A 24766-nucleotide genomic window follows, 5' to 3' on the forward strand; every position below is an offset into this window, starting at 1 on the left:
CGGGGGCGGCTCAGTCCGGCGGGATGTTGCCCTCGTCCGGCTCGCGCTCCTTGCGCCGCAGCAGCCAGGCCGTCGCACCCAGCAGCACGACCAGCACCCCCAGGACGGCGATCTCGGTGATCCGGTCGTCGAACGCCGGGCCCTTGCCCAGGGCGCTCGCCGCCTCGACCGAGAGGACGACGATCTCCTTGATCGAGGCGATGATCCCGACCAGCAGGAACGGCTCGGCGATCAGCTCGCGCCGCTCGACCGTGGTGCGGACGGCGAACAGCAGCTCGACCACGATGAACACGAGCAGGAGGACGTCGAGGAGCTCGAGCACCGGGGTCTGGGAGAAGTCCTCGACCATCCCCCAGGTGGTCTTCCCGGCCACGACGAGCAGCAGGAAGGCACTGACCACCAGGAACAGTGCGATGCCGGCGTAGACGAGGTTCTCGCCGACCTCGAGCGCGCGGGTGCCGAAACGGCCCAGCCCGGGCCGTTCGTCGTCCTGCTGCTCGGGGTCGCGCCGGGTCCGCTGGGTCGCCATCCGGCGATCATGGCCGACACCGGCCCCCGCGCAGATCAGGACGCGGGCGGACGTCCCTCCTGCGGGTCAGTGGTGCGGCGCGGCGGCTCGATCGCCAGCGGTGCCCGCCGCAGGGTGTCCAGCAGCTCCTGCCCGGGGGGCGCGTCGTCGACCAGCTCGGCGGGGGTGTCGGGCACCTGGTCGGCCGGGTCGAAGCTGCGCGGCACCCGCTTGAGGTGCCGCCCCATCGACCGGCCGAGCAGGATGACCGCGATCAGCAGCACCACGATCAGGAACAGCCCGACCGGGCCTGCCTTGCCCACGTCCTCGGGGAGCTGCTGCTCCTGGACGGCCAGCAGCGTCAGGGCGGCGTTCACGCGACGTCCGCGGAGGTGCGGATGCCGGCGAACAGGTCGTCCTCCGGGGTGGTCGAGTCGACCAGCGAGCGGGCCAGCTCGTAGTCCTCGGTCGGCCAGGTGCGGGTCTGCAGGTCCAGCGGGACGGAGAACCAGCGGCCGGTGGGGTCGATCTGGGTGGCGTGGGCGATCAGGGCCGCATCACGCACCGGGAAGTACTCGGCGCAGGGCACCCGGGTGGTCACCCGGTGCGAGATGTCGTTGGCCGGGTCCCAGTTCGCCAGCCACTCCGTGTAGGGGGACTCGGCGCCGGTGGCCAGCATCGCCTCGTGCAGCGCCTTCGTCCGCGGCAGCGTGAAGCCCATGTGGTAGTAGAGCTTGCTGACCTGCCAGGGCTCCCCGAGCTCGGGGTACCGGTCGGGGTCGCCGGCCGCCTCGAACGCGTGCACGGAGATCTCGTGGGTCTTGATGTGGTCGGGGTGGGGGTAGCCCCCGCGCTCGTCGTAGGTGGTCATCACCTGCGGCTTGAACCGCCGGATCAGCGCGACCAGCGGGGCCGCGGCCTCCTCGACCGGGACCAGGGCGAAGCAGCCCTCCGGCAGCGGCGGCAGCGGGTCGCCCTCGGGCAGCCCGGAGTCGACGAAGCCGAGGAACTCCTGCTCCACGCCCAGGATCTCGCGGGCCCGGGCCATCTCCTCGGTACGGATCTCCGCCATCCGCTCCCAGACGTCGGGGCGGTCCATGGCCGGGTTGAGGACCGAGCCGCGCTCTCCCCCGGTACAGGTGGCCACCAGCACGCGGGCCCCCTCGGCGACGTACTTCGCCATCGTCGCGGCGCCCTTGCTCGACTCGTCGTCCGGGTGCGCGTGCACCGCGAGCAGCCGCAGCTGGTCCGGTTCGGTCACGGTCTCTCCTCGCTCCGCTCGTCGAACCCGTGCCCGACGGTGCTGCCTGCATGGCCCACTCGGCCACACCGGCCATGGTCCCACTCGGGTGACGGTCCTGGCACGCCCCCGAGGAGGACCGGATGTGCGCCGCGCCACTCCCGGGCGAGGTGCGACCACGGCCGGAGCCGTTCCGTTGACCCCTGCACGAGGCCGCGCCGCGGTGTTAGGTTGCTCGGATTGACCAGCGGTGGTCCTCGGAGCAGAGGGCCGCCACACGAGCACCGGGAGCACTACGTGTCCACCCCCACTGACGAGCAGGACCAGGGCGTCTGGCTGACGCAGGAGGCCCACGACCGGCTGCGCGCCGAGCTCGACCAGCTGGTGGCGAACCGTCCGGCCATGGCCAAGGAGATCAACGACCGCCGCGAGGAGGGTGACCTCAAGGAGAACGGCGGTTACCACGCTGCCCGCGAGGAGCAGGGCAAGCAGGAGGGCCGGATCCGCCAGCTGACCGACCTGCTGCGCAAGGCCCGCGTCGGTGACGCCCCCACCACGGCCACCCACGCGGCCCTCGGCACGGTCATCACCATCGCCTTCGACGGCGACGAGGACGACACCGAGAAGTTCCTCCTCGGCTCCCGCGAGATCGCCGGGACCACCGAGCTCACCGTCTACTCCCCCGAGTCGGCGCTGGGCTCGGCGATCGTCGGCGCCGAGCCGGGGGCGACGGTCACCTACCAGGCCCCCAACGGCAAGGACATCTCCGTGAAGGTCCTCGCCGTCGAGCCGTTCGTCCCCTGATCGACCGCATGACCAGCACGGTGGACGGCGGGCACACGCGGGGCCGGCGGGCGGAGAACACCACCTTCGTCTGCGGGCACTGCGAGACCCTCGTGCCGGCCAACACCGACGGGCACTACCGCAACCACTGCCCGTGGTGCCTGTGGTCGTTGCACGTCGACGAGCTGCCCGGCGACCGGGCGAGCGAGTGCCGGGCGCTGATGGAGCCGATCGGCCTGGTGGAGAAGTCGGGCAAGGGCTGGCAGGTGGTGCACCGGTGCACCACCTGCGGCCACCGGCAGCCCAACCGGCTGGTCCGGGACGGCGCAGCTCCCGACGACCTGGACCTGGTGCTGCAGCTTCCCTGGCTCTGACCTCCGGCCCGTTCACGGCGGCGACCGGGCGGCGCCGAAACGGCCCCACGGACACGAGTCCGTGGGGCCGTTCGGCGTTGCGGGGTCAGGCGGCGGGGGCGAGCCCGCGCCGGCGGAGCAGCGGGCCGGTGTCGGCTGCGCGGCCGCGGACGGCGGCGAAGGCGCCCAGCGGGTCGACCGAGCCACCCCGGGAGAGCAGCCGGTCGCGGAACACGTCGCCGTTCGCCCGGCGCAGCCCGCCGTTCTCCTTGAACCACTCCACGGTGTCGGCGTCCAGCACCTCCGACCAGATGTAGGAGTAGTAGCCGGCCGAGTAGCCGCCGGCGAAGACGTGCTGGAAGTACGTCGTCCGGTACCGCGGCGGCACGAGGTCGAAGGCCACGCCGGCGTCGGCGAGCGCCTGCGCCTCGAACGCCTGCGGGTCGGTGACCCGCGTGTCCGGCCCGATCCGGTGCCAGGCCTGGTCGAGCAGCGTGGCGCCCAGGTACTCGACGGTGGCGAACCCCTCACCCCAGAGAGCGGCGGCCTCGATCGCGGCGACGGTCTCCTGGGCCAGCGGCTCACCGGTCTCGACGTGCTTGGCGTAGTGGGCCAGCACCTCCGGCCACAGCGCCCACATCTCGTTGACCTGGCTGGGGAACTCGACGAAGTCCCGCGGCACGCTGGTGCCGGAGAAGCGCGGGTAGGTCACCGCCGAGGACAGCCCGTGCAGCGCGTGCCCGAACTCGTGGAACAGCGTGGTGACCTCGTCGAGGGTCAGCAGCGTCGGTTGCCCGGCCGCCGCCCGGGTGACGTTGAGGCAGTTGAACACCACCGGCCGGGTGCCGAGCAGGCCCGACTGGTGCACGAACGAGCTCATCCACGCGCCACCGCGCTTGCCCTCGCGGGCGAAGAAGTCACCCAGGTACAGCCCGACGGGCTGCTCGTCGGCGAAGACCTCCCAGACCCGGACGTCGGGGTGGTAGCCCTGCAGGTCCGGGCGCGGGGTGAAGGTGAGGCCGTAGAGCAGCTCGGCGGCACGGAAGACCCCGTCGACGAGCACCCGGTCCAGCTCGAACCACGGACGCAGCGCCGCGCTGTCGACGGCGTACCGCTCGGCCCGCACCCGCTCGGAGTAGAACGCCCAGTCCCAGGCGGCCAGCTCCACCCCGTCGGCGGCAGCCACCTCGGCGAGCACCGCGGCCTCGGCCCGGGCGTTGGCCATCGCCGGCGGCACGAGGGCGCCCAGCAGCTCGTCGACGGCGGCGGAGGTCTCCGCGGTCTGGTCGGCGGCGATCAGGTCGGCGTGGGTGGTGAAGCCCAGCAGCCGGGCGCGCACCGCGCGCAGGTGGGCCATCTCCGCGGCGATCGGGCCGTTGTCGTGCTCCCCGGCCGAGGCGCGGCTCAGCGACGCCTCGTGCAGCCGGCGGCGCAGCTCGCGGTTGCGCAGCTTGGCCAGCGCCGGCTGACCGCTGGGCAGCACCAGGGTGAGCAGGTACCCGCCCTCGTGGCCACGCTCGGCGGCGGCGCCGGCGGCGGCCTGCACCTCGGCCGGGCTCAGTCCGTCCAGCTCGGTCTCGTCGGTGACCAGCACCGCCGCGGCCTCGGTGGCCACCACCAGGTTCTGCCCGAAGGTCGTCGACAGCTCGGACAGCCGCTGGTTGAGGTCGCGGAGCTGCTCGCGGCCGGCGTCGTCCAACCCGGCGCCGGCGAGCACGAAGTCCAGGTGGTAGCGCTCGACCAACCGCAGCGACTCGGCGTCCAGGCCGGCCTCGTGCCGGCCGGTGTGCACCGCGTCGATCCGGGCGAACAGCGCCGGGTCGAGCCGCAGGGCGTCGGAGTGGGCCGCCGACAGCGGGGCCACCTCTCGCTCGATCTCCCGCAGCCGGTCACTGGCCATCGAGGACGCGAGGTTCCAGAACACCGCCTCGGCCCGGCCGAGCAGCTGACCCGAGCGCTCCAGCGCGACGACGGTGTTGTCGAAGGTCGGGTCGGCCGGGTCGGCCAGCAGCGCGGCGACCTCGGCCCGCTGCTCGGCCATGCCGGCCAGCAGCGCCTCCCGACAGTGCTCCAACGAGATGTCGGCGAACGGCGGCAGCTCGTAGGGCAGCGCGGACGGGGCAGCCAGCGGGTTGGACGCGGACAGGGGCGTTGGGTCCGGCGAGGGGGCCGGTGCGGCGGTGCTCATCCCGCCCATCTTCACCCCGCGGCCCGGTGGGCCGTCACCCGACGGCCGACCGGGCTGCGATGCGGGCCTCCCGGCGGGGTCCAGCCGCGGGCGTGGGGATGGCGGGACCCGGCCGGGAGGTGCTGCATCAGCGGCTGGAGGTGCGCAGGTAGGCGCGAACCGACAGGGGCACGAACACCGCCAGGATCGCCACCGCCCACAGCAGCGTGTAGAGCACCGGGTTCTGCAGCGACCATGCGTCCGGCTCCGGCAGGCCGGCCGGCATGTTGCCGAACAGCTCTCGCGCCGCCCGCACGACCGTCGAGACCGGGTTCCACTCGGCGAAGTGCCGCAGCACCGTCGGGAAGGTCTCCAACGGCACGAAGGTGTCGGCGATGAACGTCAGCGGGAAGATCACGATGAAGCTCGCGTTGTTCACCACCTCGGGGGTGCGGACCAGCAGCCCGACCATCGCCATCAGCCAGGAGATGGCGAAGGCGAACACCAGCAGGAGCAGGAACCCACCGATCGCCTCGGCGATGGAGCTGTTGATCCGCCAGCCGACGACGAGCCCGGTCAACGCCATCACCACGATGGAGATGACGTTGAGCCCCAGGTCGGCGACCGTTCGGCCGATCAGCACCGCCGAGCGGGACATCGGCAGCGACCGGAACCGGTCGATCAGCCCCTTCTGCAGGTCCTCGGCGATGCTGGCCCCGGTGACCGTGGACCCGAAGACCACCGTCTGGGCAAAGATCCCCGGGAGCAGGAACTCCGCGTAGCTGACCCCTGGGGGGAGCCCCTGGATGGCTCCGCCGAACACGTAGCGGAACAGCACCACGAACATGATCGGCGACAGCGTGGCGAAGACGATCAGGTCGGGCACCCGCTTGACCTTGATCAGGTTCCGCCGGGTGATGACGACACTGTCGGAGACGGTCTCGGCCAGGGTGCTCATGACTGCGCTCCTGCACTGACGGTGGCGGTCGGCTCGTCGGCGGCGGAGTCGGGGTCGGCGTCCTCCGCCGAGCGCCCGGTGAGGGTGAGGAAGACGTCGTCCAGGTCCGGGCGGCGCAGCCCGATGTCGAGCACGTCGGCGCGGGCGCTGGACAGCCGGCGCAGTGCCTCGGCCAGCGTGTCGGTGCCGCCGGTGACCGGCAGGGAGAGCCGCCGGGTCTGCTGGTCGGCGTGCAGCTCGCCGTGCGCCAGCGGCCGCAGCGCGTCGGTGACCACGGCCAGCTGCTCGACCGTGCCCACGGTCAGCTCCAGCCGCTCGCCGCCGACCTGGGCCTTGAGCTCGTCGGCGGTGCCCCGGGCGATGACCTGGCCGCGGTCGATGACCACCATCCGGTCGGCCAGCCGGTCGGCCTCCTCCAGGTACTGGGTGGTGAGCAGGATCGTCGTCCCGTCGTGCACCAGGTCGGCGATGAACTCCCACATCCCCAGCCGGCTGCGTGGGTCGAGCCCGGTGGTCGGCTCGTCGAGGAAGAGCACCCGCGGCCGGGCGATCAGCGAGGCGGCGATGTCCAGCCGCCGGCGCATGCCGCCGGAGTAGGTCTTCGCCGGCCGGTTCGCCGCGCCGGTCAGGTCGAACCGCTCGAGCAGCTGCCCGGCACGCGAGCGGGCCTCCTTCTTGCCCAGCCGGTACAGCCGGCCGACCATCTCCAGGTTCTCCGTCCCGGTCAGGTACTCGTCGACCGCGGCGTACTGGCCGGTGAGCCCGATGGCCGCGCGCACCTGGTCGGCCTGGGTGGCGACGTCGAGCCCGGCGACCTCGGCGCGCCCGGCGTCGGGCTGCAGCAGCGTGCTGAGGATCCGGACCACGGTGGTCTTGCCGGCCCCGTTCGGGCCGAGCAGCCCGAGGACGGTGCCCTCGGACACGGTGAGGTCGACCCCACCGAGCGCGGTGTTCTCCCCGAAGCGCTTCACGAGCCCCTCGACGACGACGGCATTGGTCATGCCGCGCACGCTAGGCCCGCCCACCGACAGTTCTCACTGGCTTTTCCGGGCACCCAGCGGGTCGGTCCCATGAACACTCCTCGCAACGCGTGATCACTCCCGGCCGCCGCGGCGCGACGGCTCAGGGGTGCAGACCGGAGGCCGCGGGAGAACTCATCGGTCGCGGCGCGCCTGTCGACGGGCGGGGCCGTCCTCAGTCCCCCCGCGGGGGGCGTGCTCAGTCCCCCCGCGGGGGGCGTGCTCAGTCGACCTGCGGGGCCGTGCTCAGTCGACCTGCGGGGCCGTGCTCAGTCGACCTGCGGGGCATAGCCGGCGGCGGCCAGCGCCGCCACCACGTCCCGGGCGTGGTCGGGGCCGCGGGTCTCCAGGTGGACGCCGATCTCCACCTCACCGAGGTCCAGCCGCGGCGTCGTCCGCTCGTGCTCGACCGAGAGCACGTTGGCCGCCAGCCCGGCCAGCTCGTGCAGCAGCCGGGCCAGTGAGCCGGGGCGGTCGGGGGCAGTCACCCGCAGCGACAGGTACCGCCCGGCGGCGGCCATGCCGTGCTGGACGACCTTCATCATCAGCACCGGGTCGATGTTGCCGCCGGAGACGACCGCGACCACGGGCGGTGCGAAGGCGGCCGGGTCGGCCAGGAGCGCGGCGACCGCGGCCACCCCGGCCGGCTCGACGACCAGCTTGGCCCGCTCCACGCAGAACAGCAGCGCCCGGGAGAGGTCGCCCTCGGTAACGGTGACCACCTCGTCGACCAGCCCGGCCACGTGCGCCAGGGTCAGGTCGCCGGGCGCGGCCACCGCGATGCCGTCGGCCATGGTGCTCATCGCGGTCAGCGGCACCGGCCGGCCGGCGGCCAGCGAGGCCGGGAACGCCGCGGCCGCGGCCGCCTGCACGGCGACCACCCGGACGTCGGGACGCCGGGCCTTCACCGCTGCGGCGATCCCGGAGACCAGCCCTCCACCACCGGTGCAGACCACGACGGTGGCGACGTCCGGGCACTGCTCGAGCACCTCGAGGCCGACGGTGCCCTGCCCGGCGATCACGTCCGGGTGGTCGAAGGGGTGGATGAACACCGATCCGGTGGCGGCGGCGAACTCCACGGCCGACACCAGCGCCTCGGTGAGGGTGGCGCCGCCGAGCCGGGCGTCGGCGCCGTAGCCGCGGGTTGCGGCGACCTTGGGCAGCGGGGCGCTCTCGGGCATGAAGACGGTGGCGGCCGCACCGAGCTCGCGCGCGGCCAGCGCGACGCCCTGGGCGTGGTTGCCGGCGCTGGCCGCGACCACACCGCGGGCCCGCTCCTCGTCGGTCAGCCGGGCGATCCGGGTGTACGCGCCACGGATCTTGAACGAGCCGGTGCGCTGCAGGTTCTCGCACTTGAGCCACACCGGTCCGCCGACCCGCTCGGCCAGGGCGCGAGAGTGCTCCAGCGGCGTCCGCCGCACCACGCCGTCCAGCAGCTGGGCGGCCGCGTCGACGTCGGCGCCGCTGACCATGGGGACTGCACCGGGGACGGACACGCCGCCGATCTTCGCAGCCCCCAGGTCGGCGGACCGACGGACACCCGGGTGTCACCGGTGCGTCGTACCGTGGTCGAGGTGACGGACGCCGCACCGCTGGGGACCTCGCAGTCCCCCACCCCACCTGCTCCCACGACCCTGGGCGAGCTCCGCGCCGCCGGAGCCCCTCCGAAGCCGGTCAAGGCCGAGATCCGCGACAACCTGCTCGCCCGGCTGGCCGCCGGGCAGCCCTCCCTGCCCGGCATCGTCGGCTTCGAGGACACCGTGGTGCCCGAGGTCGAGCGGGCCCTGATCGCCGGCCACGACCTGGTGCTGCTCGGCGAGCGTGGCCAGGGCAAGACCCGGCTGATCCGCACCCTGGTCGGCCTGCTCGACGAGTGGACGCCGGTGCTGGTCGGCAGCGAGCTCAACGAGCACCCCCTGCAGCCGATCAGCGTCTGGGCGCACCGGCAGATCGCCGAGCACGGCGACGCCACCCCGGTCGGCTGGCTGCACCGCAGCGAGCGGTTCGGCGAGAAGCTGGCCACCCCGGACACCAGCGTCGGCGACCTGATCGGCGACGTCGACCCGATCAAGGTCGCCGAGGGGCGCACCCTGGGCGACCCGGAGACGGTGCACTACGGCCTGGTGCCGCGCACCAACCGCGGCATCTTCAGCGTCAACGAGCTGCCCGACCTGGCCGAGCGGATCCAGGTCGCGCTGCTGAACGTGCTCGAGGAACGGGACATCCAGATCCGCGGCTACCGGGTGCGGCTGCCGCTGGACCTGCTGCTGGTCGCCAGCGCGAACCCCGAGGACTACACCAACCGCGGCCGGATCATCACCCCGCTCAAGGACCGGTTCGGCGCCGAGGTGCGCACCCACTACCCGATCGAGCTGGCCGACGAGGTGCGCCTGCTGCACCAGGAGGCACAGACCGGCTGGCTGACCGGCAACGGGCTGGACGCCCCGCTGGTGCCCGAGCACCTGGTGGAGATCGTCGCCCGGTTCACCCGCCTGGTCCGCGAGTCCAGCCACGTCGACCAGCGGTCCGGGGTCAGCGCCCGGTTCGCCATCGCCGGGCTGGAGACGGTCGCCGCCTCCGCCGTCCGGCGCGCCGCGGTGGCCGGGGAGACGCGGCCGGTGGCGCGGGTCGTCGACCTGCCCAGCATCGTGCCGGCGAGCCGCGGCAAGGTCGAGTTCGCCGACGCCGGCAGCGACCCCGACGACGACCGCGACCTGGAGGTGCTGGAGCACCTGCTGCGACAGGCGACGGCGCAGACCTTCCGGGCCCGCTGCGGCGGGCTGGACCTGACCGGGCTGCAGGAGCACTTCACCGGCGGGGACACCGTGGAGTCCGGCGACCTCGTGCCCGCCGCGGCCCTGCTGGGGCAGCTGGGCACCATCCCCCACCTGGCCCAGCTGCTGGGCCGCCTCGGGGTGCCCGAGGGCGAGCAGTCCGCGGAGCAGGCCGCCGCGGCGGTCGAGTTCGCGCTCGAGGGGCTCTGGCTCACCCGCCGGCTGGCCAAGGACACCGACGGCTCCCGCACGGTGTACGGGGCCTGACGTGGCGCAGCGACGGCACGGCGGGTACCGGTACGGCAAGTGGCGGGGTGGGCCCGACCCGCTCGCCCCGCCCTACGACGTCGCGGCCGCGGTCGACGAGATCGGCGACCAGGTGCTGGCCGGCAGCGGCGTCCGGGAGGCGATGCGCGACCTGCTGCGCCGCGGTGCCGACGGCCGGCGCGGGCTGGACCAGCTGCGCCGCGACGTCCGAGACCGGCTGCGCAGGGCCCGGCAGGCCGGACGGCTGGACGGCACCCTGGAGCAGGTGCGCGAGCTGCTGGACCGCGCGGTCGAGGCCGAGCGGACGGCGTTGTTCCCCGACCCGGACGACGCCGCCCGGCTGGCCGAGGCCGAGCTCGACGCGCTGCCGCAGGACACCGCCGGCGCCGTCCGTGCCCTCAAGGACCGCGCCTGGCGGTCGCCGGAGGCCGCGCAGGCCTACCGGGAGATCGAGGACCTGCTCCGGCAGGAGGTCCTGGACAGCTCCTTCCAGGGCATGAAGCAGGCGCTGCAGCAGATGGCCGACGGCGACGGCGCCGCGATGCAGGCGGTCAAGGACATGGTGGCCGACCTGTCCGCGCTGGTCGACGCGCACAACCGCGGTGAGGACACCGACCAGCAGTTCGCCGACTTCATGGACCGGCACGGGCAGTTCTTCCCCGACGACCCGCAGTCGGTCGAGGAGCTGATCGACTCCCTCGCCCGCCGGGCGGCCGCCCAGGAACGGATGATGGCCGGGCTGTCGGCCGAGCAGCGGGCCGAGCTGCAGGACCTGATGGGCCAGGCGATGGGCGACCTGGGCCTGCAGAGCGAGATGGCCCACCTGTCCGACGCGCTGCGCCAGGCCCGCCCCGACCTGCCGTGGGGGCAGCGCGGGCCGGTCCCGGACGGCGAGCAGGGCCTCGGCCTGGGCGACGCGACGACGGCGGTGGCCGAGCTGGCCGACCTGGAGTCGCTGTCCCAGCAGCTGTCCCAGGGCTACGCCGGCGCCTCGCTGGCCGACGTGGACGAGGAGCTGCTGGAGCAGGCGCTGGGCCGCTCGGCCGTCGACGACCTCGCCGCGCTGCGCCGGCTGGAACGCGAGCTGGAGCGGCAGGGCTGGCTGAACCGGTCGGAGGGCGCACTGCAGCTCTCCCCCAAGGCGGTCCGCCGGCTGGGCGCCACCGCGCTCCGCCGGGTGTTCGCCCAGCTGTCGGCGACCGGGCGCGGCGAGCACGACGTCGCCGACGCCGGGGCCGCTGGCGAGCTGACCGGCGCGTCGCGGGAGTGGCGGTTCGGCGACGAGCAGCCACTCGACGTCGTCCGCACCGTGCGCAACGCGGTGCTGCGCAGCGCCGGCACGCCCCGGCAGGAGGGCGCGCGCCGGGTGCAGATCGCCGTCGAGGACTTCGAGGTGGTGGAGACCGAACGGCGCACCGGCGCCGCCGTGGCGCTGCTGGTCGACCTCTCCTACTCGATGGCGCTGCGCGGCACCTGGGGTGCGGCCAAGTCGACCGCGATGGCCCTGCACTCGCTGGTCACCACCCAGTTCCCGCAGGACGCCATCGAGATCATCGGCTTCTCCTCCACCGCGCAGGTCCTGCGCCCGGAGACGCTGGCCGAGCTGAGCGTGGACACCCTCCAGGGCACCAACCTGCAGCACGGGCTGATGCTCGCCCGCCGCTTCCTGGCCCGGCACCGGGACGCCGAGCCGGTGGTGCTGGTGGTCACCGACGGCGAGCCGACCGCGCACCTGGAGGACGACGGGACGCCGTACTTCTGCTGGCCGCCGATGCCCGAGACGATCGCCCGCACGGTGGCCGAGGTGGAACGGGTGGCCCGCTCGGGGGCGACGCTGAACGTCTTCGCCCTGGACCCCGAGCCCGGCCTGGTGGAGTTCGTGCACGACATCACCGCGCGGGCCGGCGGGCGGGTCTTCCAGCCCGACAGCGACCGGCTCGGCGAGTACGTCGTCGCCGACTACCTGCGGGCCCGCCGAGGGCGCGGCCGCCGCTGACCGGCGGCCCGCTGTCCCCTGCAGCGGGCCGCACCGGCACGTCGTGGGGGTCGGGGACACTGAGCGGGTGAGCACCGAGTCCGAGGCCCGCACCGGGACGATCACCATCGAGCAGGTCGACGCCGCGACGACCTACCCGTTGCGCGCCCAGGAGCTCCGCCAGGGACGGCCACTGGAGATCGACGAGGACGACGCCCCCTACACGCTGCACCTGGCCGCCCGGATCGACGGCGGCGAGGTGGTCGGCGTGGTCCGGTTCCACCCGCGGGACTGCCCGTGGCGGGAGGGCGAGGGATCCTGGCAGCTGCGCGGCATGGCCACCGACCCCCGCGTGCGCGGCCTCGGTGCCGGACGGGCGCTGGTCGCCGCCGGGCTCTCCCGGGTCGCGGCGCGCGGCGGGCAGCTGGTCTGGTGCGACGCCCGCGCGGCCGCCGTCGGCTTCTACCAGCGGATCGGCTTCACGATCGTCACCGACGAGTACGACCTGCGCCCGGTCGGCCCGCACCGCGGCATGCTGATCGAGCTGCCGATCCGCTGAGCCCCGATCGGGTCAGCGCAACGGGTGCGCCCCGCTGGAGCTGATCCCGGGGATCTGACCGGCCCGGAAGGCGTCCACGAACAGCCGGTGGTCGACCCGGGTCCGCTGGGCGTAGGAGTGGGCGAAGGCGGTCAGGTCGGCGATGAGCTCTTCGCGCCGGTCGCCCACCATCTCGGTGATCGCGTCCTCGGTCTGGAAGTCGACCAGCTCGTGGTCGCTGTCGGCGTCCCCGACGCAGTGCATCTTCGCCGTGGCCCGGCCCAGCTGGGCGACCACCGGGAGGATCTCCTCGGGCTCGGTCAGCTCGTCCCAGTCCAGGTCCAGCTCGTAGGGCGACAGCTCGGCGACGACGAACCCGACGCCGTCGATCTCGGTGTGCCCGAGGAACGGTGAGGCGTAGGACTGCAGCGCCCGCTGGCTCATCGCCGTCCGGTGGCCCTCGTGCTCGAAGTGCCGGCGGATGGCCGGGTCGGTCACCACCCGGCTGACCGCCGACACACCTCCTTGCTTGATCGACAGGACGACGTCGTTCTCCAGCGCCTGGTCGTAGCCCTCGATGAGCACGTTGTAGGCCGGCAGCCCGGCGCTGCCGATGCCGAAGCCGCCGGTGGCCACGACGTCCTTCACGTCGTAGGTGACCTCGCGGCGGCGCTTGCCCGCCGGCAGCGTCTCCCGGTACCGCTCGACGGCGGCCAGCACCTTCGCGCGCTCGGCGTCGTCCAGCCGGCGGGTGCGCGGGCCCTCGGCGAAGCGGCGCTGGTGGCCCTCGATCACCGTCATCCGCTCCAGCAGCCCGATCCGGGTGCGCTCGGTGGTGCTGAGCACCAGCTCGTGCACCGCGCCCTCGGTGTTCTCCCGGCGCAGCGCGAACGAGCGGTCGTCGTCGGCGGCCACGAAGGCGTGCACCTGGTCCAGGTAGGCCTCCAGGTAGCGGCGCAGCACCGCGTCGATCGCGTCGTCGCCGAGCGCTTTGCGCCAGGCCAGCAACGCGAAGCTGGCCGCGAACCGGCGCAGGTCCCAGCTGACGTGCCCCAGGTAGGCCTCGTCGAAGTCGTTGACGTCGAAGACGATCCGCCCCGACCCGTCCATGTAGGTGCCGAAGTTCTCCGCGTGCAGGTCACCCTGGATCCACACCCGCGACGTCCGCTCGTCGCACCAGCGATCGGAGATCGTCGCCATGTCGGCGTAGAACAGGCACGCCGAGCCGCGGTAGAAGGCGAACGGGTCGGCGGCCATCTTGCGGAACTTGGTCCGGAAGGCGTCCGCGTCGGCGGTCATCAGGTCGGCGAAGGCGTCGACGAGGACGTCGACGATCTGCTGCTGACGCTCGTCGTCAGGAGGGGTGAGGTCAGCGCGGTCGGCCACGGCTCCACCGTAGGTGGTCGATAGCCTGGTGATCAGCGCTCCCGACCGCGGCACGCGGCGCGGGAGCCGGGAGAGAGGACGGGCCGGGTGACGCGAGCGAGCAGGGCGCGGCGACTGGCGACCGGTGCCGTGTACGGCGGCGGCGGCGTCGGTCTGGCCGGCGCCGCACTGGTGACGCTGTTGCGCGAGGAGGCCCGTGCGGCCCGCCGCAAGGTGGTCGCCCGCACCGCCAAGGCCGACCCGCCCACCGGCAACGGCGTCTACGGCCGCGGCCGGGGCAAGCCCCTGGTCCTCACCGTCCTGGGCGACTCCAGCGCCGTCGGGCTCGGCGTGGAGGACCCCGGCGAGACGCCCGGTGTGCTCATCGCCGCCGCCCTCACCGAGCTCGCCGAGCGGCCGGTCCGGCTGGCCAAGTTCGCCCGGTCCGGCGCCGTGTCGAAGGACCTCGCCGCCCAGGTCGACCTGGCGCTCCTCGAGCACCCGGACGTCGCGGTGATCATGATCGGCGCGAACGACGTGACCAGCCGGGCCCGGCCCGCGGACTCGGTGCGCGCGCTGGCCGAGGCGGTCCGTCGGCTGGTCGCCGCCGACTGCCAGGTCGTCGTCGGCACCTGCCCCGACCTCGGCACGATCCGCCCGATCAGCCAGCCGCTGCGGCTGCTGGCCCGGCGCTGGAGCCGCCAGCTCGCCGCGGCGCAGACGATCGCCGTGGTCGCCGAGGGCGGCCGCACCGTCTCCCTGGGCTCGGTGCTCGGCCCGTCCTTCGCCACCGACCGGGGGCTGTTCAGCAACGACGAGTTCCACCCCTCCGCCGCCGGCTACGCCGCGGCAGCGGCGTCCCTGCTGCCCTCCGTCGCCGACGCGCTGGGCGTCTGGCCCGCCGCCGCCGACCGCGGCCTGCGGCTGCGCCGGGACACCGTGCGCCCGATCGCCCAGGCCGCCGCCCGCGCTGCCGGGCGCCCCGGCACCGAGGTCCAGCCGACCGCCGTCCGCGGCCAGGAGACCGGGCCACGGGGCCCCTGGGCCCGGCTGCGGCGCCGGCGCCCGCCGGAGATCCCCACCGCGGAGCAGGCCGACGAGGCGGTCTCCGCCCCGGCCCTGTCCTGACGTCGGCCGCGGCGGACGGCTCGCGTACCCGGGAGTAGGTTCGAGGCGACCGGACGTCCGTCGCCGCCCACCGAGGCGGCGCGCCTCATCGTGGAGGACCCATGCCCGAAGCCGTCATCGTCGCCGCCGCCCGCTCCCCCATCGGCCGCGCGTTCAAGGGGTCGCTCAAGGACTTCCGCCCCGACGACCTGGCCGCCACGATCACCCGAGCGGCGCTGGACCAGGTGCCCCAGCTGGACCCCACTGACATCGACGACCTGATGCTCGGCTGCGGCCTCCCCGGCGGTGAGCAGGGGTTCAACATGGGCCGCGTCGTCGCCGTCCTGATGGGCATGGACCACCTGCCCGGGACCACGATCACCCGCTACTGCTCCTCCTCGCTGCAGACCACCCGGATGGCGCTGCACGCGATCAAGGCCGGCGAGGGCGACGTGTTCATCTCCGCGGGCGTGGAGATGGTGTCCCGCTTCGTCAAGGGCAACTCCGACGCCATCCCGGACACCCAGAACCCGCGGTTCGAGGCCGCCCAGGCCAAGGTCGCCAAGGCCGCCGAGAGCGGCGCCGACTCCTGGCACGACCCGCGCGAGGACGGCGACCTGCCCGACGCCTACATCGCCATGGGCCAGACGGCGGAGAACCTGGCCCTGCTCAAGGACGTCTCCCGCCAGGAGATGGACGAGTTCGCCGTCCGCAGCCAGAACCTGGCCGAGCAGGCCATCGCCGACGGCTTCTGGGAGCGGGAGATCACCCCGGTCACCACCCCCGACGGCACCGTGGTGACCAAGGACGACGGCCCGCGTGCCGGCACCACGATCGAGGGCATCTCCGGCCTGAAGCCGGTCTTCCGCCCCGAGGGCCGGGTCACCGCCGGCAATGCCTGCCCGCTCAACGACGGCGCGGCCGCCCTGGTGGTCATGAGCGACACGAAGGCCGCCGAGCTGGGCATCACCCCGCTGGCCCGGATCGTCTCCACCGGCGTCACCGGGCTCTCCCCGGAGATCATGGGCTACGGCCCGGTCGCCGCCTCCCAGCAGGCGCTGGCCCGCGCCGGGATGTCCATCTCGGACATGGACCTCGTCGAGATCAACGAGGCGTTCGCCGCGCAGGTCATCCCCAGCTACCGCGACCTGGGCATCGACATCGACAAGCTCAACGTGCACGGCGGCGCGATCGCCGTCGGGCACCCGTTCGGCATGACCGGCGCCCGGATCACCGGCACCCTGCTCAACGGGCTGCGCGCCCGGGACGGCCAGTTCGGCCTGGAGACCATGTGCGTCGGCGGCGGTCAGGGCATGGCGATGGTGCTCGAGCGCCTCAGCTAGCAGTTCCGGCCCCGTCCCAGGGCCCCGGGGAGCGCGGAGCGTGCCGTGGGCAGGGACGGGGCCCTTCATGACAGTGGCCCGGCCCCCTCGCGGGGACCGGGCCACTGTCATGTGGTGCGGGTGTGTCAGTCGCTGGACTGCAGGTAGCTGAGCAGTCGCAGGATCTCCAGGTACAGCCAGACGACCGTCACGAGCAGGCCGAAGGCGATGTACCAGGCGAACTTCGGCTCGGCACCGCGGCGGATCGCCTCGTCGGCCATGTCGAAGTCGAGCAGCAGCGAGAACGCCGCGACACCGATGACGACCAGGCTGAACACGATGGACAGCGCGCCACCGTCACGCAGGCCGAGGCCGCCAGGGGTGAAGAAGCTGGCGACCAGGTTGACCAGCACCAGGGCCAGCACACCGAACATCGCGCCGACGATCCAGCGGGTCAGCTTCGGGGTGACCCGGATGGCGCCGGTCTTGTAGACGACCAGCATGCCGACGAAGACACCGAAGGTGCCGATCACCGCCTGCATGATGATGTTGCCGCCGAACTGCAGCGCGTAGAGCTCGCTGATCGCACCCAGCGCGATGCCCTCGAGAGCCGCGAAGGCCAGCGTGGCACCGGGGTTGGCGATCTGCTTGAACGAGATCACCATCGCGATCACGAAGGCGATCAGCACCGCCGGCAGGGCGAAGGCCGCGGCACTGGTGCCGGGCAGCGCCCAGGTCGCGGCGGCGGCCAGGACGGTCACCAGGAAGGTGATGCCGGTCTTGGTGACGACGTCGTCCATCGTCAGGTAGGCGCGCCCGGTGGCCGCGTACGGCGACGGTGCGGCGTAGGGGTCCTGCTGGGCGGGCGCCCCGCCGTACGTCTGCTGCGGGGTGGTGCCCCAGCCGGCGTACTGGCCGTTGCCGGCCGCGGGGAACCCCCGGCTGAAGGCCGGGTTGCTGCTGGGCATCGTCATCTCCTCGAGGTGACTGGTCGGACCGTGGGGCCACTTCGTACACCCCACGCTGCCTGTCCCAACGCCAGGTCGGCCCGGCGAGTTCCCATTTCCCCGGCACCACTCGGACGGGTGCCCCCGGTCGGGTTCGAACCGACACTGGGACCCTTTTAAGGGGCCTGCCTCTGCCGATTGGGCTACGAGGGCGCTTCAGCGCTCATGAGCTTGCCAGCTCCGTCGCACGGGCCAGCACCGCGTCCAGCATCGGCTCGGTCAGCTTGCCGGTGAAGGTGTTCTGCTGGCTGACGTGGTAGCTGCCCAGCAGCGTCAGCGGACCGCGCGGACCGGCCAGGGTGACCTCCACGCCGTGCCCGAAGGCCGGACGGGGCCGCGGGATCTGGTACCCGGCACCGGCGAGCACCGGCCACAGCGCCGTCCAGCCGAAGCCACCGAGCACCACGACCACCCGCAGCCGGGGCAGCAGGGCCAGCTCGCGGGCCAGCCACGGGGAGCAGGTGTCCCGCTCCTCCGGGGTCGGGGCGTTGGCCGGCGGGGCGCAGCGGACGGCGGCGGCCACCCGCACGTCGGTGAGCTCGAGGCCGTCGTCCTTGGCCACCGACGTCGGCTGGTTGGCCAGCCCCGCGCGCCAGAGCGCGGCGAAGATCCAGTCGCCGCTGCGGTCGCCGGTGAAGACCCGCCCGGTCCGGTTGCCCCCGTGCGCGGCCGGCGCCAGGCCGACGACGGCGATCCGGGAGTCGGCCGGCCCGAGGCCGGGCACCGGCCGCCCCCAGTACTCCTCCTCCCGGAACGAGGCCCGCTTGGTCACCGCGACCTCCTCGCGCCAGGCGACCAGCCGCGGGCAGGCCCGGCAGCCGGAGACCCGCTCGTCGAGGACTGCCAGGTCACGGCTGGCGGCCGCGCCGCGGCGGACCCCGGCGGCGCTGCGGGTGACGGGGAAGCCGTCGGCGTCACGTGCCATGCCGACAGCACAGCACTGCTCCGGGAGCGCGCGTCAGCCGCCCCCACGGCATGATCGTGGGGTGGCGAAGAAGCAGAAGGTGAAGACCCCGCTGTTGTACAAGCTGCTCGGCCCGGCGATGGCGATCCCGGCCGGCATCGTGGTCAAGAAGGTGGCCGACACCACCTGGGAGAAGGTGCGGGGCTACCCGCCGCCGAAGAACCCCGCCGCCCCCGGGGTCACCTGGCCCGACGCGCTGGCCTGGGCCGCGGTCTCCGGCGCCCTGTACGCCGCCGGCCGGCTGGTCGCGGCCAACGCGGCCGCGACCCTCTACCAGAAGGTGACCGGCAACCTGCCGCCCGGCGTCAACGCCGACAGCGCCGCCTGAAGAAGGACCCCCTCCTCCCCACCCTTCGCAAGCTCAGGGCGGCCCCCTGGAGGGGGCCGGACGTCCCTGACGCCGTAGACGGCGTCAGGGACGCGGCGTCAGGAGCGCGCGAGGCGGAGGGCGATGCCGTCCAGGATGTCGTGCTCGCTGACCACGACGTCCTCGAGTTCGAAGGCGTCCATGATCACCCGCAGCACGAGGGCGCCGGCGCCGATGACGTCGACCCGGCCCGGGTGCATGACCGGTGAGGCCGCCCGCCGGGCGCGGGTGGCCGTGAGCAACCCGGCGGTGACCGAGCGGACGGCGCCGACCGGGATGCGCGAGCCGTGGATCGCAGCCGGGTCGTAGGCGGTCAGGCCCAGCGCGAGCGCCGCCACCGTCGTCACCGAGCCGGCCAGCCCGACGAGCGTCGCGGCCTGCCCCACCGGCACCTCGGCGGCGACCAGCTCCAGCGCGGCACGGACGTCGGCCTCGGCGGCCTGCACCTCGTCCGGCGGTGGCGGGTCGCTGCGCAGGTGCCGCTCGGTGAGCCGCACGCAGCCGACGTCCACCGAGCGGGCCGCCCGCACGCCACCCGCGTCGCCGAGCACGAACTCCGTCGAGCCGCCGCCGATGTCGACGACCAGGTACGGCGCGCGCGGCGCCGGGGCACCGTGCGCCTGCGCCGCCGCAGCCAGGGACGCGGTCGCCCCGAGGAACGACAGCTCGGCCTCCTCCACGCCCGGGACCACGTCGGGCAACTGGCCGAGGGTGGCGACCACCATCGCCTCGAACTCGTCGCGGTTCGCGGCGTCCCGGCTGGCGCTGGTGGCGACCATCCGCACCCGCTCGGCTCCCAGCTCCCGGGCCTGGGCGGCGTACTCCGCCAGCACCAGACGGGTGCGCTCGATCGCCTCCGGGGCCAGCCGGCCCGTGGCGTCCACGCCCTGACCCAGCCGGACGACCTCCATCCGGCGCAACAGGTCGGTGTGCGCGCCCTCGACCGGGACGTCGGCCACCAGCAGCCGGATGGAGTTGGTGCCGCAGTCGATCGCGGCGACCCGGGTCATGCCTGCCCTCCGGCGTCCGGGTCCTGCGAGCGCACGTCCGCCGGGTCCTGCGAGCGCACGTCCGCCGGGTCCTGCGGGGACGGCTGGGCGCACGGTCCGGCTGCCCACCACTCCCCCATCTCGGCCACCGCCCGGTCGCCGATCGGGTTCACCCCCGGGCCGGCGGCCAGCGCGTGCGCGGCCAGCGCGTGCAGACACTTCACCCGGTCGGGCATGCCGCCGGCGGTGGCCCGGGTCGGCAGCACGTCGCGTGCGTCACGGGTGGCCAGGAAGGCCTCGTGCGCCGCGAGGTAGGCCGCGGCCAGCTCGGGGTCGGTGGCCAGCTCGTCCTGCCACTCGCGCATCCGGCCCGCGGACTCCAGCCGGCTCGCCGCCGCCGTCGCCCGCGGGCAGGTCAGGTAGTACAGCGTCGGGAACGGGGTGCCGTCCTCCAGCCGTGGCGAGGTCTCGACGACGTCGGGCTGCCCGCACGGGCAGCGGTGCGCCACACCGACCAGCGCGCGGGGCGGACGACCGAGCTGGCGGGCGACGACGGCACGCTCGTCCGGCGTGACCGGCGGCGAGACCTGGGCGGGGTCGGGACTGGACACCCCGAAGAGTCTGCGGCAGCGCCTCCGCTGTCCCGTCAGGGCCCCCTCCCGGGACTGCCGCGAGGGCCCGGAGCGGCGGTGTCCTCGCTCAGTCGCCGTCCGTCGCGGGGTCCCCGTCGGCGGTGGCGACCGAGCCCATCAGCGCCTCGTACCAGGGCACCGGCGCGCTCGGGTCGGTCGCCCCGGCCGGTGCGTCGGTGGAGTCACCGGGGTCGCCGGCGTCCCCGACGATGACCAGCCGGCTGCCCGGCGGGACGAGCGTCAGCCGCTCACGCGCCTGCTGCTCGATGTAGGCCGGGTCGGCCTGCTGGTCCAGCCGGGCCTGCAGGTCGGCGGCCCGCTGGGTGAGCGCTGCCTCCTCGGCCGCCAGCTGGGCCAGCTGCTGCCGGCCGGCGACGTACTGGCGCAGTGGCCCGGCGAGGGTCAGCGCCAACAGCAGCACGAGGGCGGTGAGCAGCACCGCGCGTCCGGTGAACCGCGGCCCGCGCCGCGGCGCCGTCCCCCGGGTCGGGCGGCGGGTGGTGCGGCGGCCCGGGCGGCTGTCCGCCGCCCCGCGAGCACCGGCCCGCACCGGCCGCGACGGGGTCCGGCGGCGTCCGCCCCCGGACCGGCCGCGACGGGTGGGACCGGTGCTCACTGGCTCTCCTCGCTGTTCCTGCTCGAACGGGCCCGCCCCGGCACCGCGGTCGCGGCCGGGGCGGGCCCGCTCGGTACGGCCGGGTCAGCCCTGGCGGGCGGCCAGCCGCGGGAACGCGGCGGCGCCGGCGTAACGCGCGGCGTCGTCCAGCTCCTCCTCGATCCGGAGCAGCTGGTTGTACTTGGCCACGCGCTCGCTGCGGGCCGGGGCACCGGTCTTGATCTGACCGCAGTCGGTGGCGACGGCGAGGTCGGCGATCGTGGTGTCCTCGGTCTCGCCCGAGCGGTGGCTCATCATGCTGCGGTAGCCGTTGCGGTGGGCCAGGTTGACCGCGTCCAGGGTCTCGGTCAGCGTGCCGATCTGGTTGACCTTGACCAGCAGGGCGTTGGCGGCACCGCGGGCGATGCCGTCGGCCAGGCGCGTCGGGTTGGTGACGAACAGGTCGTCGCCGACGATCTGCACGCGGTCGCCCAGCTGCTGCGTCATCGCCACCCAGCCGTCCCAGTCCTCCTCGGACAGCGGGTCCTCGATGGAGACGATCGGGTAGGCCTCGACCAGGCCGGCGTAGTACTCGACCAGGTCGGCGGAGCTGAGGGTCTTGCCCTCGAAGGCGTAGCCGGCCTCGCTGTGGAACTCGGTGGCGGCGACGTCCAGGGCGAAGGCGATGTCGGTGCCGACGGTGTAGCCGGCGGCCTGCACGGCCTCGACGATCAGGTCCAGGGCGTCCCGGTTGCTGGGCAGCGACGGGGCGAAGCCGCCCTCGTCGCCCAGCCCGGTGGCCAGGCCACGCTTCTTCAGCACCGACTTGAGGGCGTGGTAGGTCTCCGTGCCGACCTGCAGCGCCTCAGCGAAGGAGGCCGCGCCGATCGGGGCGATCATGAACTCCTGGACGTCGACGTTGCTGTCGGCGTGGGCGCCACCGTTGAGGATGTTCATCATCGGCACCGGCAGCAGGTGGGCCGAGGGGCCACCGACGTAGCGGAACAGCGGCAGGCCGGCCGACTCCGCGGCGGCCTTCGCGACCGCGAGGGAGACGCCGAGGATCGCGTTCGCGCCCAGGCGGGACTTGTCCGGGGTGCCGTCGAGGTCGATCAGCCGCTGGTCGACCAGCCGCTGCTCGGCGGCGTCGTACCCGACGAGCTCAGGGCCGATCACGTCCAGGACGCCGTCGACGGCCTGGGTCACGCCCTTGCCGCCGTAGCGGCTGCCGCCGTCCCGGAGCTCCACCGCCTCGAAGGCGCCGGTCGAGGCGCCGCTGGGCACGGCGGCCCGGGTGATCGTCCCGTCGTCGAGGGCGACCTCGACCTCCACGGTGGGGTTTCCGCGCGAGTCGAGGATCTCCCGCGCGCCTACTGCGTCGATGCTGGCCACGGGCTGCAGCCTAGCCAGCCCGCGCGACGCGGTGGCACCCCCGCGCCGAACACCCGGCGACCGGAGCGTGCCTGGGACGATGACCGGTGATGACGCACCCGCCCGCCCCGGCACCACGCCGGCACCGCCGCGCCGTCGGCCAGCTGCTGCTCGGTCTCGTCCCGGTCCTGCTCGTCGGGCTGGGCCTGCTGCTCGCCCTGGCCCTGCGGCTGCCCGACGTGCAGGCACCGCTGTCCGCGGCCCGGGAGACGACGACCGCCACGGTCACCGCCACCGGCGCCGCCCCGGGCGGTCGCGGTCTGGACGTGGCGTTCACCGACGCCGGGGGCACCGAGCGGGAGGGCCGGATCGAGCTGGACCGGCCGCTCGAGGTGCCGGTCGACGCCGAGCTCACGGTGCGCTACGACCCGGACCTGCCGGCCCGGGGTGCCGTCCCGGTGTTCACCGACGGGGACGCCGCACACGCCGCGGTCGGCGACGTCGTCTTCGGGCTGGTCGCGATCGTGCTGGTGCTGCTGGTGGTCGGCGTGCTGACCCTCGCCCGGCTGCTCGGCCGTCCCCGGCTGCGCACCCGCCCGACGACCACGGTGCCCGCCACCCACGTCGTCGTCCGGCAGGGCCTGCTGGTGCGCAGCTTCCTGGAGCTGGACACGTCGGCCGGACGGCGGTGGCTGCCGGTGCACTGGGCGCCCGAGCTGGACCGCCTGGCGCCGGGCACCCCGGTGACCGTGCACGGCGACCCGGCCCGTGCCCGGCTGGTGCTGCCCGTCGTGGGCGGCGCCGAGGTGTGGCCCTCCGGGCGGCTGCGCAGCCGGGAGCCGCGCGGGGAGGTGCGGCAGGCACCCGTCGACCCGGACGCCGCTGAGGTGGGGCTGGGCCGGCAGGCGCGGGCCGACGGCGTGCTGCCGTTCCTGGCGCCGTTCCTCGGGCTGCTGTGGGCCTACGTCGACGGCAGCGGACCGCGTGGCTTCCTGGTGGCGACCGCACTGCTCGCCGCCGTGCTGTTCTGGGTGCCGCAGTGGCTCGGCTCGGACCCGCGGGCCACCCGCTCCTCCTGACGGGACAGGTCAGGCGGTCGGTTCGGCCTCCGCGTCGGTGCGGGCACGGGCGGCCAGCTCCTCCTCGCTGGGCCCGGTGAAGGCCCGGGACCGCTCGCGGGCCTCCTCGCTGCCGGTGAACAGCCCGGCCTGCGGCCCGGCCGGGCGGGCGTCGCCGTCGACGGCGCCCGGACGACGGCGCGGCGCGACGACGTCGGGCCCGGCGGTGCCCTCGTTGCGCACCTTCGGCAGCCCGGTGGGGTGGGTCCGCTGCAACCAGACGACGAGCCCCTCCCGCACGTGGCAGCGCAGGTCGAACAGCGTCGGGCCGTCCTTGGCGCTGACCAGCACCCGGACCCGGACGAGCGCGCCGACCGCATCGGTCACCTGCAGCACCTTGACCCGCCGGTCCCACAGGTCGTCGCCCTCCAGCAGCCGGTCGAGCTCGCCGCGCATCTCGTCGAAGGGCACCGTCCAGTCGACGTCCATCTCCACCGAACCGAGGACCGCGGACTCCTTGCGGGTCCAGTTCTGGAACGGCGTGGTGGTGAAGTAGGTGGAGGGCAGCACCAGCCGGCGGTCGTCCCAGACGTGCACGACGACGTAGGTGAGGGTGATCTCCTCGATCCGGCCCCACTCCTCCTCGATGACCACCACGTCGTCGACCCGGATCGCGTCGGTGAAGGCCAGCTGCATCCCGGCGAAGACGTTGGCCAGCGAGGTCTGGGCGGCCAGGCCGGCGACGACGGAGAGGACGCCGGCGCTGGCCAGGATGCTCGTGCCGGCCGCGCGGGCGGAGGGGAAGGTCAGCAGCATCCCGGCGATGGCCAGCACGGCGATCACCGCGACGGTGAGCCGGCGGATCAGCGACACCTGGGTGCGCACCCGGCGGGCGTGCCGGTTGTCGACCACGTCGACGTCGTAGCGGGCCAGGGCGAGGTCCTCGACGACGAAGGCGGCGACGGCGATCAGCCAGGCGACCGCGGCGATCAGCAGCAGCCCGAGCACCCGGACGACGACGTCCCGCCACTCCCCCACGCCGGGCGCCGCGTCCAGCACCACGGTGACCGCCACCAGCACGAGGAACAGCCGGAGCGGCCGCCGGCCACGCCGGGACAGGTCGGCGACGGCGGCGGAGCGGCCGGTGAAGCGGGAGACCACCAGGCCGATCACGACGGCGAGCAGCCAGGCCACCAGCGCTGCGCCGGCGACCACCAGCAGCAGCGCCCAGGTGCTGTCGGGCAGCACCCCGGAGACCACGTCGTCGGCAGCGGACAGCAGGTCGGTGTTCGGGTGCGCAGGCACGCGGGGGCTGCTCCTCCCAGCGGGGACGGTGGACGACCGGGCACCTCCTCGCCCCGGCCGCCGTCCACGCTAGGGGCAGCAGCTGTGCCGAGCCGGGTGGTC

General features: G+C 74.2%; 24 protein-coding genes and 1 tRNA gene. 9 read left to right on the top strand and 16 right to left on the bottom strand.

What is annotated here, in order from left to right:
- Positions 1–10: 10 nt before the first annotated feature.
- The 3 genes from HLA93_RS00695 to mca are packed head-to-tail and all read right to left on the bottom strand — an operon-like array spanning position 11 to position 1769.
- Positions 11–529, bottom strand: a complete 519-nt coding sequence (locus HLA93_RS00695) for a phosphate-starvation-inducible PsiE family protein (protein WP_222192306.1) — start codon at positions 527–529, stop codon at positions 11–13.
- 35 nt (positions 530–564) lie between these two features.
- A complete protein-coding gene (locus tag HLA93_RS00700) occupies positions 565–885 on the bottom strand; it encodes a hypothetical protein (RefSeq protein WP_222192307.1) in 321 nt (106 codons plus the stop codon).
- Positions 882–1769, bottom strand: coding sequence for a mycothiol conjugate amidase Mca (gene mca / locus HLA93_RS00705; RefSeq protein WP_222192308.1), 888 nt, complete (start codon positions 1767–1769; stop codon positions 882–884). The genes HLA93_RS00700 and mca overlap by 4 nt, the downstream gene beginning before the upstream one ends.
- A 276-nt stretch (positions 1770–2045) precedes the next feature.
- Here mca and greA point away from each other — a divergent pair, with 276 nt between their 5' ends.
- Complete coding sequence (gene greA, locus HLA93_RS00710; protein WP_222192309.1) at positions 2046–2552, top strand: transcription elongation factor GreA; 507 nt, start codon at positions 2046–2048, stop codon at positions 2550–2552.
- Between the two features lie 8 nt (positions 2553–2560).
- On the top strand, positions 2561–2905 hold the full coding sequence (locus tag HLA93_RS00715; protein ID WP_222192310.1) for an RNHCP domain-containing protein: 345 nt from the start codon (positions 2561–2563) through the stop codon (positions 2903–2905).
- A gap of 85 nt (positions 2906–2990) precedes the next feature.
- On the opposite strand, the gene HLA93_RS00720 is transcribed toward HLA93_RS00715, so the two are convergent.
- The 4 genes from HLA93_RS00720 to ilvA all read right to left on the bottom strand — a co-directional run bounded on the left by HLA93_RS00720 (position 2991) and on the right by ilvA (position 8524).
- Positions 2991–5072, bottom strand: coding sequence for a M3 family metallopeptidase (locus HLA93_RS00720; protein ID WP_222192311.1), 2082 nt, complete (start codon positions 5070–5072; stop codon positions 2991–2993).
- A 127-nt stretch (positions 5073–5199) separates the two neighbouring features.
- Entirely contained in the window at positions 5200–6009 is an 810-nt protein-coding gene (locus HLA93_RS00725; protein WP_222192312.1) for an ABC transporter permease, read from the bottom strand.
- Complete coding sequence (locus tag HLA93_RS00730; RefSeq protein WP_222192313.1) at positions 6006–7010, bottom strand: ATP-binding cassette domain-containing protein; 1005 nt, start codon at positions 7008–7010, stop codon at positions 6006–6008. The genes HLA93_RS00725 and HLA93_RS00730 overlap by 4 nt, the downstream gene beginning before the upstream one ends.
- A gap of 287 nt (positions 7011–7297) precedes the next feature.
- Complete coding sequence (ilvA, locus tag HLA93_RS00735) at positions 7298–8524, bottom strand: threonine ammonia-lyase (protein WP_308127871.1); 1227 nt, start codon at positions 8522–8524, stop codon at positions 7298–7300.
- A gap of 57 nt (positions 8525–8581) precedes the next feature.
- On the opposite strand from ilvA, the gene HLA93_RS00740 reads away from it, so the two are divergent.
- From HLA93_RS00740 to HLA93_RS00750, 3 genes are all read left to right on the top strand, one after another.
- The gene (locus HLA93_RS00740) at positions 8582–10069 is read left to right on the top strand and encodes a sigma 54-interacting transcriptional regulator (RefSeq protein WP_308127872.1); all 1488 of its coding nucleotides are present in this window, start codon (positions 8582–8584) and stop codon (positions 10067–10069) included.
- Between the two features lies 1 nt (position 10070).
- On the top strand, positions 10071–12065 hold the full coding sequence (locus tag HLA93_RS21900; RefSeq protein WP_222192314.1) for a vWA domain-containing protein: 1995 nt from the start codon (positions 10071–10073) through the stop codon (positions 12063–12065).
- A 67-nt stretch (positions 12066–12132) separates the two neighbouring features.
- Positions 12133–12603 (top strand): GNAT family N-acetyltransferase, encoded by a 471-nt coding sequence (locus HLA93_RS00750; RefSeq protein WP_222192315.1) that lies wholly within the window; start codon positions 12133–12135, stop codon positions 12601–12603.
- A gap of 12 nt (positions 12604–12615) precedes the next feature.
- On the opposite strand, the gene HLA93_RS00755 is transcribed toward HLA93_RS00750, so the two are convergent.
- On the bottom strand, positions 12616–13968 hold the full coding sequence (locus HLA93_RS00755) for a DUF2252 domain-containing protein (protein WP_222192316.1): 1353 nt from the start codon (positions 13966–13968) through the stop codon (positions 12616–12618).
- 87 nt (positions 13969–14055) lie between these two features.
- Between HLA93_RS00755 and HLA93_RS00760 the strand changes: the two genes are divergently transcribed.
- Both HLA93_RS00760 and HLA93_RS00765 read left to right on the top strand, forming a co-directional pair.
- Positions 14056–15075 (top strand): SGNH/GDSL hydrolase family protein, encoded by a 1020-nt coding sequence (locus tag HLA93_RS00760; protein WP_222192317.1) that lies wholly within the window; start codon positions 14056–14058, stop codon positions 15073–15075.
- Positions 15076–15176: 101 nt separating this feature from the next.
- Entirely contained in the window at positions 15177–16397 is a 1221-nt protein-coding gene (locus tag HLA93_RS00765; protein WP_222192318.1) for an acetyl-CoA C-acetyltransferase, read from the top strand.
- Between the two features lie 125 nt (positions 16398–16522).
- On the opposite strand, the gene HLA93_RS00770 is transcribed toward HLA93_RS00765, so the two are convergent.
- The 3 genes from HLA93_RS00770 to HLA93_RS00780 form a co-directional block, all read right to left on the bottom strand.
- Positions 16523–17344, bottom strand: a complete 822-nt coding sequence (locus HLA93_RS00770) for a Bax inhibitor-1/YccA family protein (RefSeq protein ID WP_222192319.1) — start codon at positions 17342–17344, stop codon at positions 16523–16525.
- Positions 17345–17462: 118 nt separating this feature from the next.
- Positions 17463–17536 (bottom strand) — tRNA-Leu (locus HLA93_RS00775).
- A gap of 10 nt (positions 17537–17546) precedes the next feature.
- Positions 17547–18308, bottom strand: coding sequence for a uracil-DNA glycosylase (locus tag HLA93_RS00780; RefSeq protein WP_246625473.1), 762 nt, complete (start codon positions 18306–18308; stop codon positions 17547–17549).
- Positions 18309–18369: 61 nt separating this feature from the next.
- Between HLA93_RS00780 and HLA93_RS00785 the strand changes: the two genes are divergently transcribed.
- The gene (locus tag HLA93_RS00785) at positions 18370–18675 is read left to right on the top strand and encodes a DUF4235 domain-containing protein (RefSeq protein ID WP_222192320.1); all 306 of its coding nucleotides are present in this window, start codon (positions 18370–18372) and stop codon (positions 18673–18675) included.
- A 98-nt stretch (positions 18676–18773) separates the two neighbouring features.
- On the opposite strand, the gene HLA93_RS00790 is transcribed toward HLA93_RS00785, so the two are convergent.
- From HLA93_RS00790 to eno, 4 genes are all read right to left on the bottom strand, one after another.
- Positions 18774–19724 (bottom strand): Ppx/GppA phosphatase family protein, encoded by a 951-nt coding sequence (locus HLA93_RS00790; protein WP_222192321.1) that lies wholly within the window; start codon positions 19722–19724, stop codon positions 18774–18776.
- Positions 19721–20314 (bottom strand): DUF501 domain-containing protein, encoded by a 594-nt coding sequence (locus HLA93_RS00795; RefSeq protein WP_222192322.1) that lies wholly within the window; start codon positions 20312–20314, stop codon positions 19721–19723. Before HLA93_RS00795 ends, HLA93_RS00790 begins: the two co-directional genes overlap by 4 nt.
- 88 nt (positions 20315–20402) lie before the next feature.
- On the bottom strand, positions 20403–20951 hold the full coding sequence (locus HLA93_RS00800; protein WP_308127873.1) for a septum formation initiator family protein: 549 nt from the start codon (positions 20949–20951) through the stop codon (positions 20403–20405).
- A gap of 84 nt (positions 20952–21035) precedes the next feature.
- The gene (gene eno / locus HLA93_RS00805) at positions 21036–22322 is read right to left on the bottom strand and encodes a phosphopyruvate hydratase (protein ID WP_222192323.1); all 1287 of its coding nucleotides are present in this window, start codon (positions 22320–22322) and stop codon (positions 21036–21038) included.
- Positions 22323–22411: 89 nt separating this feature from the next.
- Between eno and HLA93_RS00810 the strand changes: the two genes are divergently transcribed.
- A complete protein-coding gene (locus HLA93_RS00810) occupies positions 22412–23380 on the top strand; it encodes a DUF3592 domain-containing protein (RefSeq protein WP_222192324.1) in 969 nt (322 codons plus the stop codon).
- Positions 23381–23389: 9 nt separating this feature from the next.
- Here HLA93_RS00810 and HLA93_RS00815 read toward each other — a convergent pair whose 3' ends face one another.
- Entirely contained in the window at positions 23390–24664 is a 1275-nt protein-coding gene (locus HLA93_RS00815) for a mechanosensitive ion channel family protein (protein WP_222192325.1), read from the bottom strand.
- Between the last annotated feature and the right edge of the window lie 102 nt (positions 24665–24766).

It is taken from the genome of Modestobacter italicus (genome assembly GCF_019799965.1).
GTDB classification, from domain to species: domain Bacteria; phylum Actinomycetota; class Actinomycetes; order Mycobacteriales; family Geodermatophilaceae; genus Modestobacter; species Modestobacter italicus_A.

Coding starts and splice junctions, on each gene's coding strand:
- HLA93_RS00695 (WP_222192306.1), bottom strand. CDS start 529: ATGGCGACCCAGCGGACCCGGCGCGACCCCGAGCAGCAGGACGACGAA.
- HLA93_RS00715 (WP_222192310.1), top strand. CDS start 2,561: ATGACCAGCACGGTGGACGGCGGGCACACGCGGGGCCGGCGGGCGGAG.
- HLA93_RS00720 (WP_222192311.1), bottom strand. CDS start 5,072: ATGAGCACCGCCGCACCGGCCCCCTCGCCGGACCCAACGCCCCTGTCC.
- HLA93_RS00725 (WP_222192312.1), bottom strand. CDS start 6,009: ATGAGCACCCTGGCCGAGACCGTCTCCGACAGTGTCGTCATCACCCGG.
- HLA93_RS00730 (WP_222192313.1), bottom strand. CDS start 7,010: ATGACCAATGCCGTCGTCGTCGAGGGGCTCGTGAAGCGCTTCGGGGAG.
- HLA93_RS00765 (WP_222192318.1), top strand. CDS start 15,177: ATGCCCGAAGCCGTCATCGTCGCCGCCGCCCGCTCCCCCATCGGCCGC.
- HLA93_RS00770 (WP_222192319.1), bottom strand. CDS start 17,344: ATGCCCAGCAGCAACCCGGCCTTCAGCCGGGGGTTCCCCGCGGCCGGC.
- HLA93_RS00780 (WP_246625473.1), bottom strand. CDS start 18,308: ATGGCACGTGACGCCGACGGCTTCCCCGTCACCCGCAGCGCCGCCGGG.
- HLA93_RS00790 (WP_222192321.1), bottom strand. CDS start 19,724: ATGACCCGGGTCGCCGCGATCGACTGCGGCACCAACTCCATCCGGCTG.
- HLA93_RS00810 (WP_222192324.1), top strand. CDS start 22,412: ATGACGCACCCGCCCGCCCCGGCACCACGCCGGCACCGCCGCGCCGTC.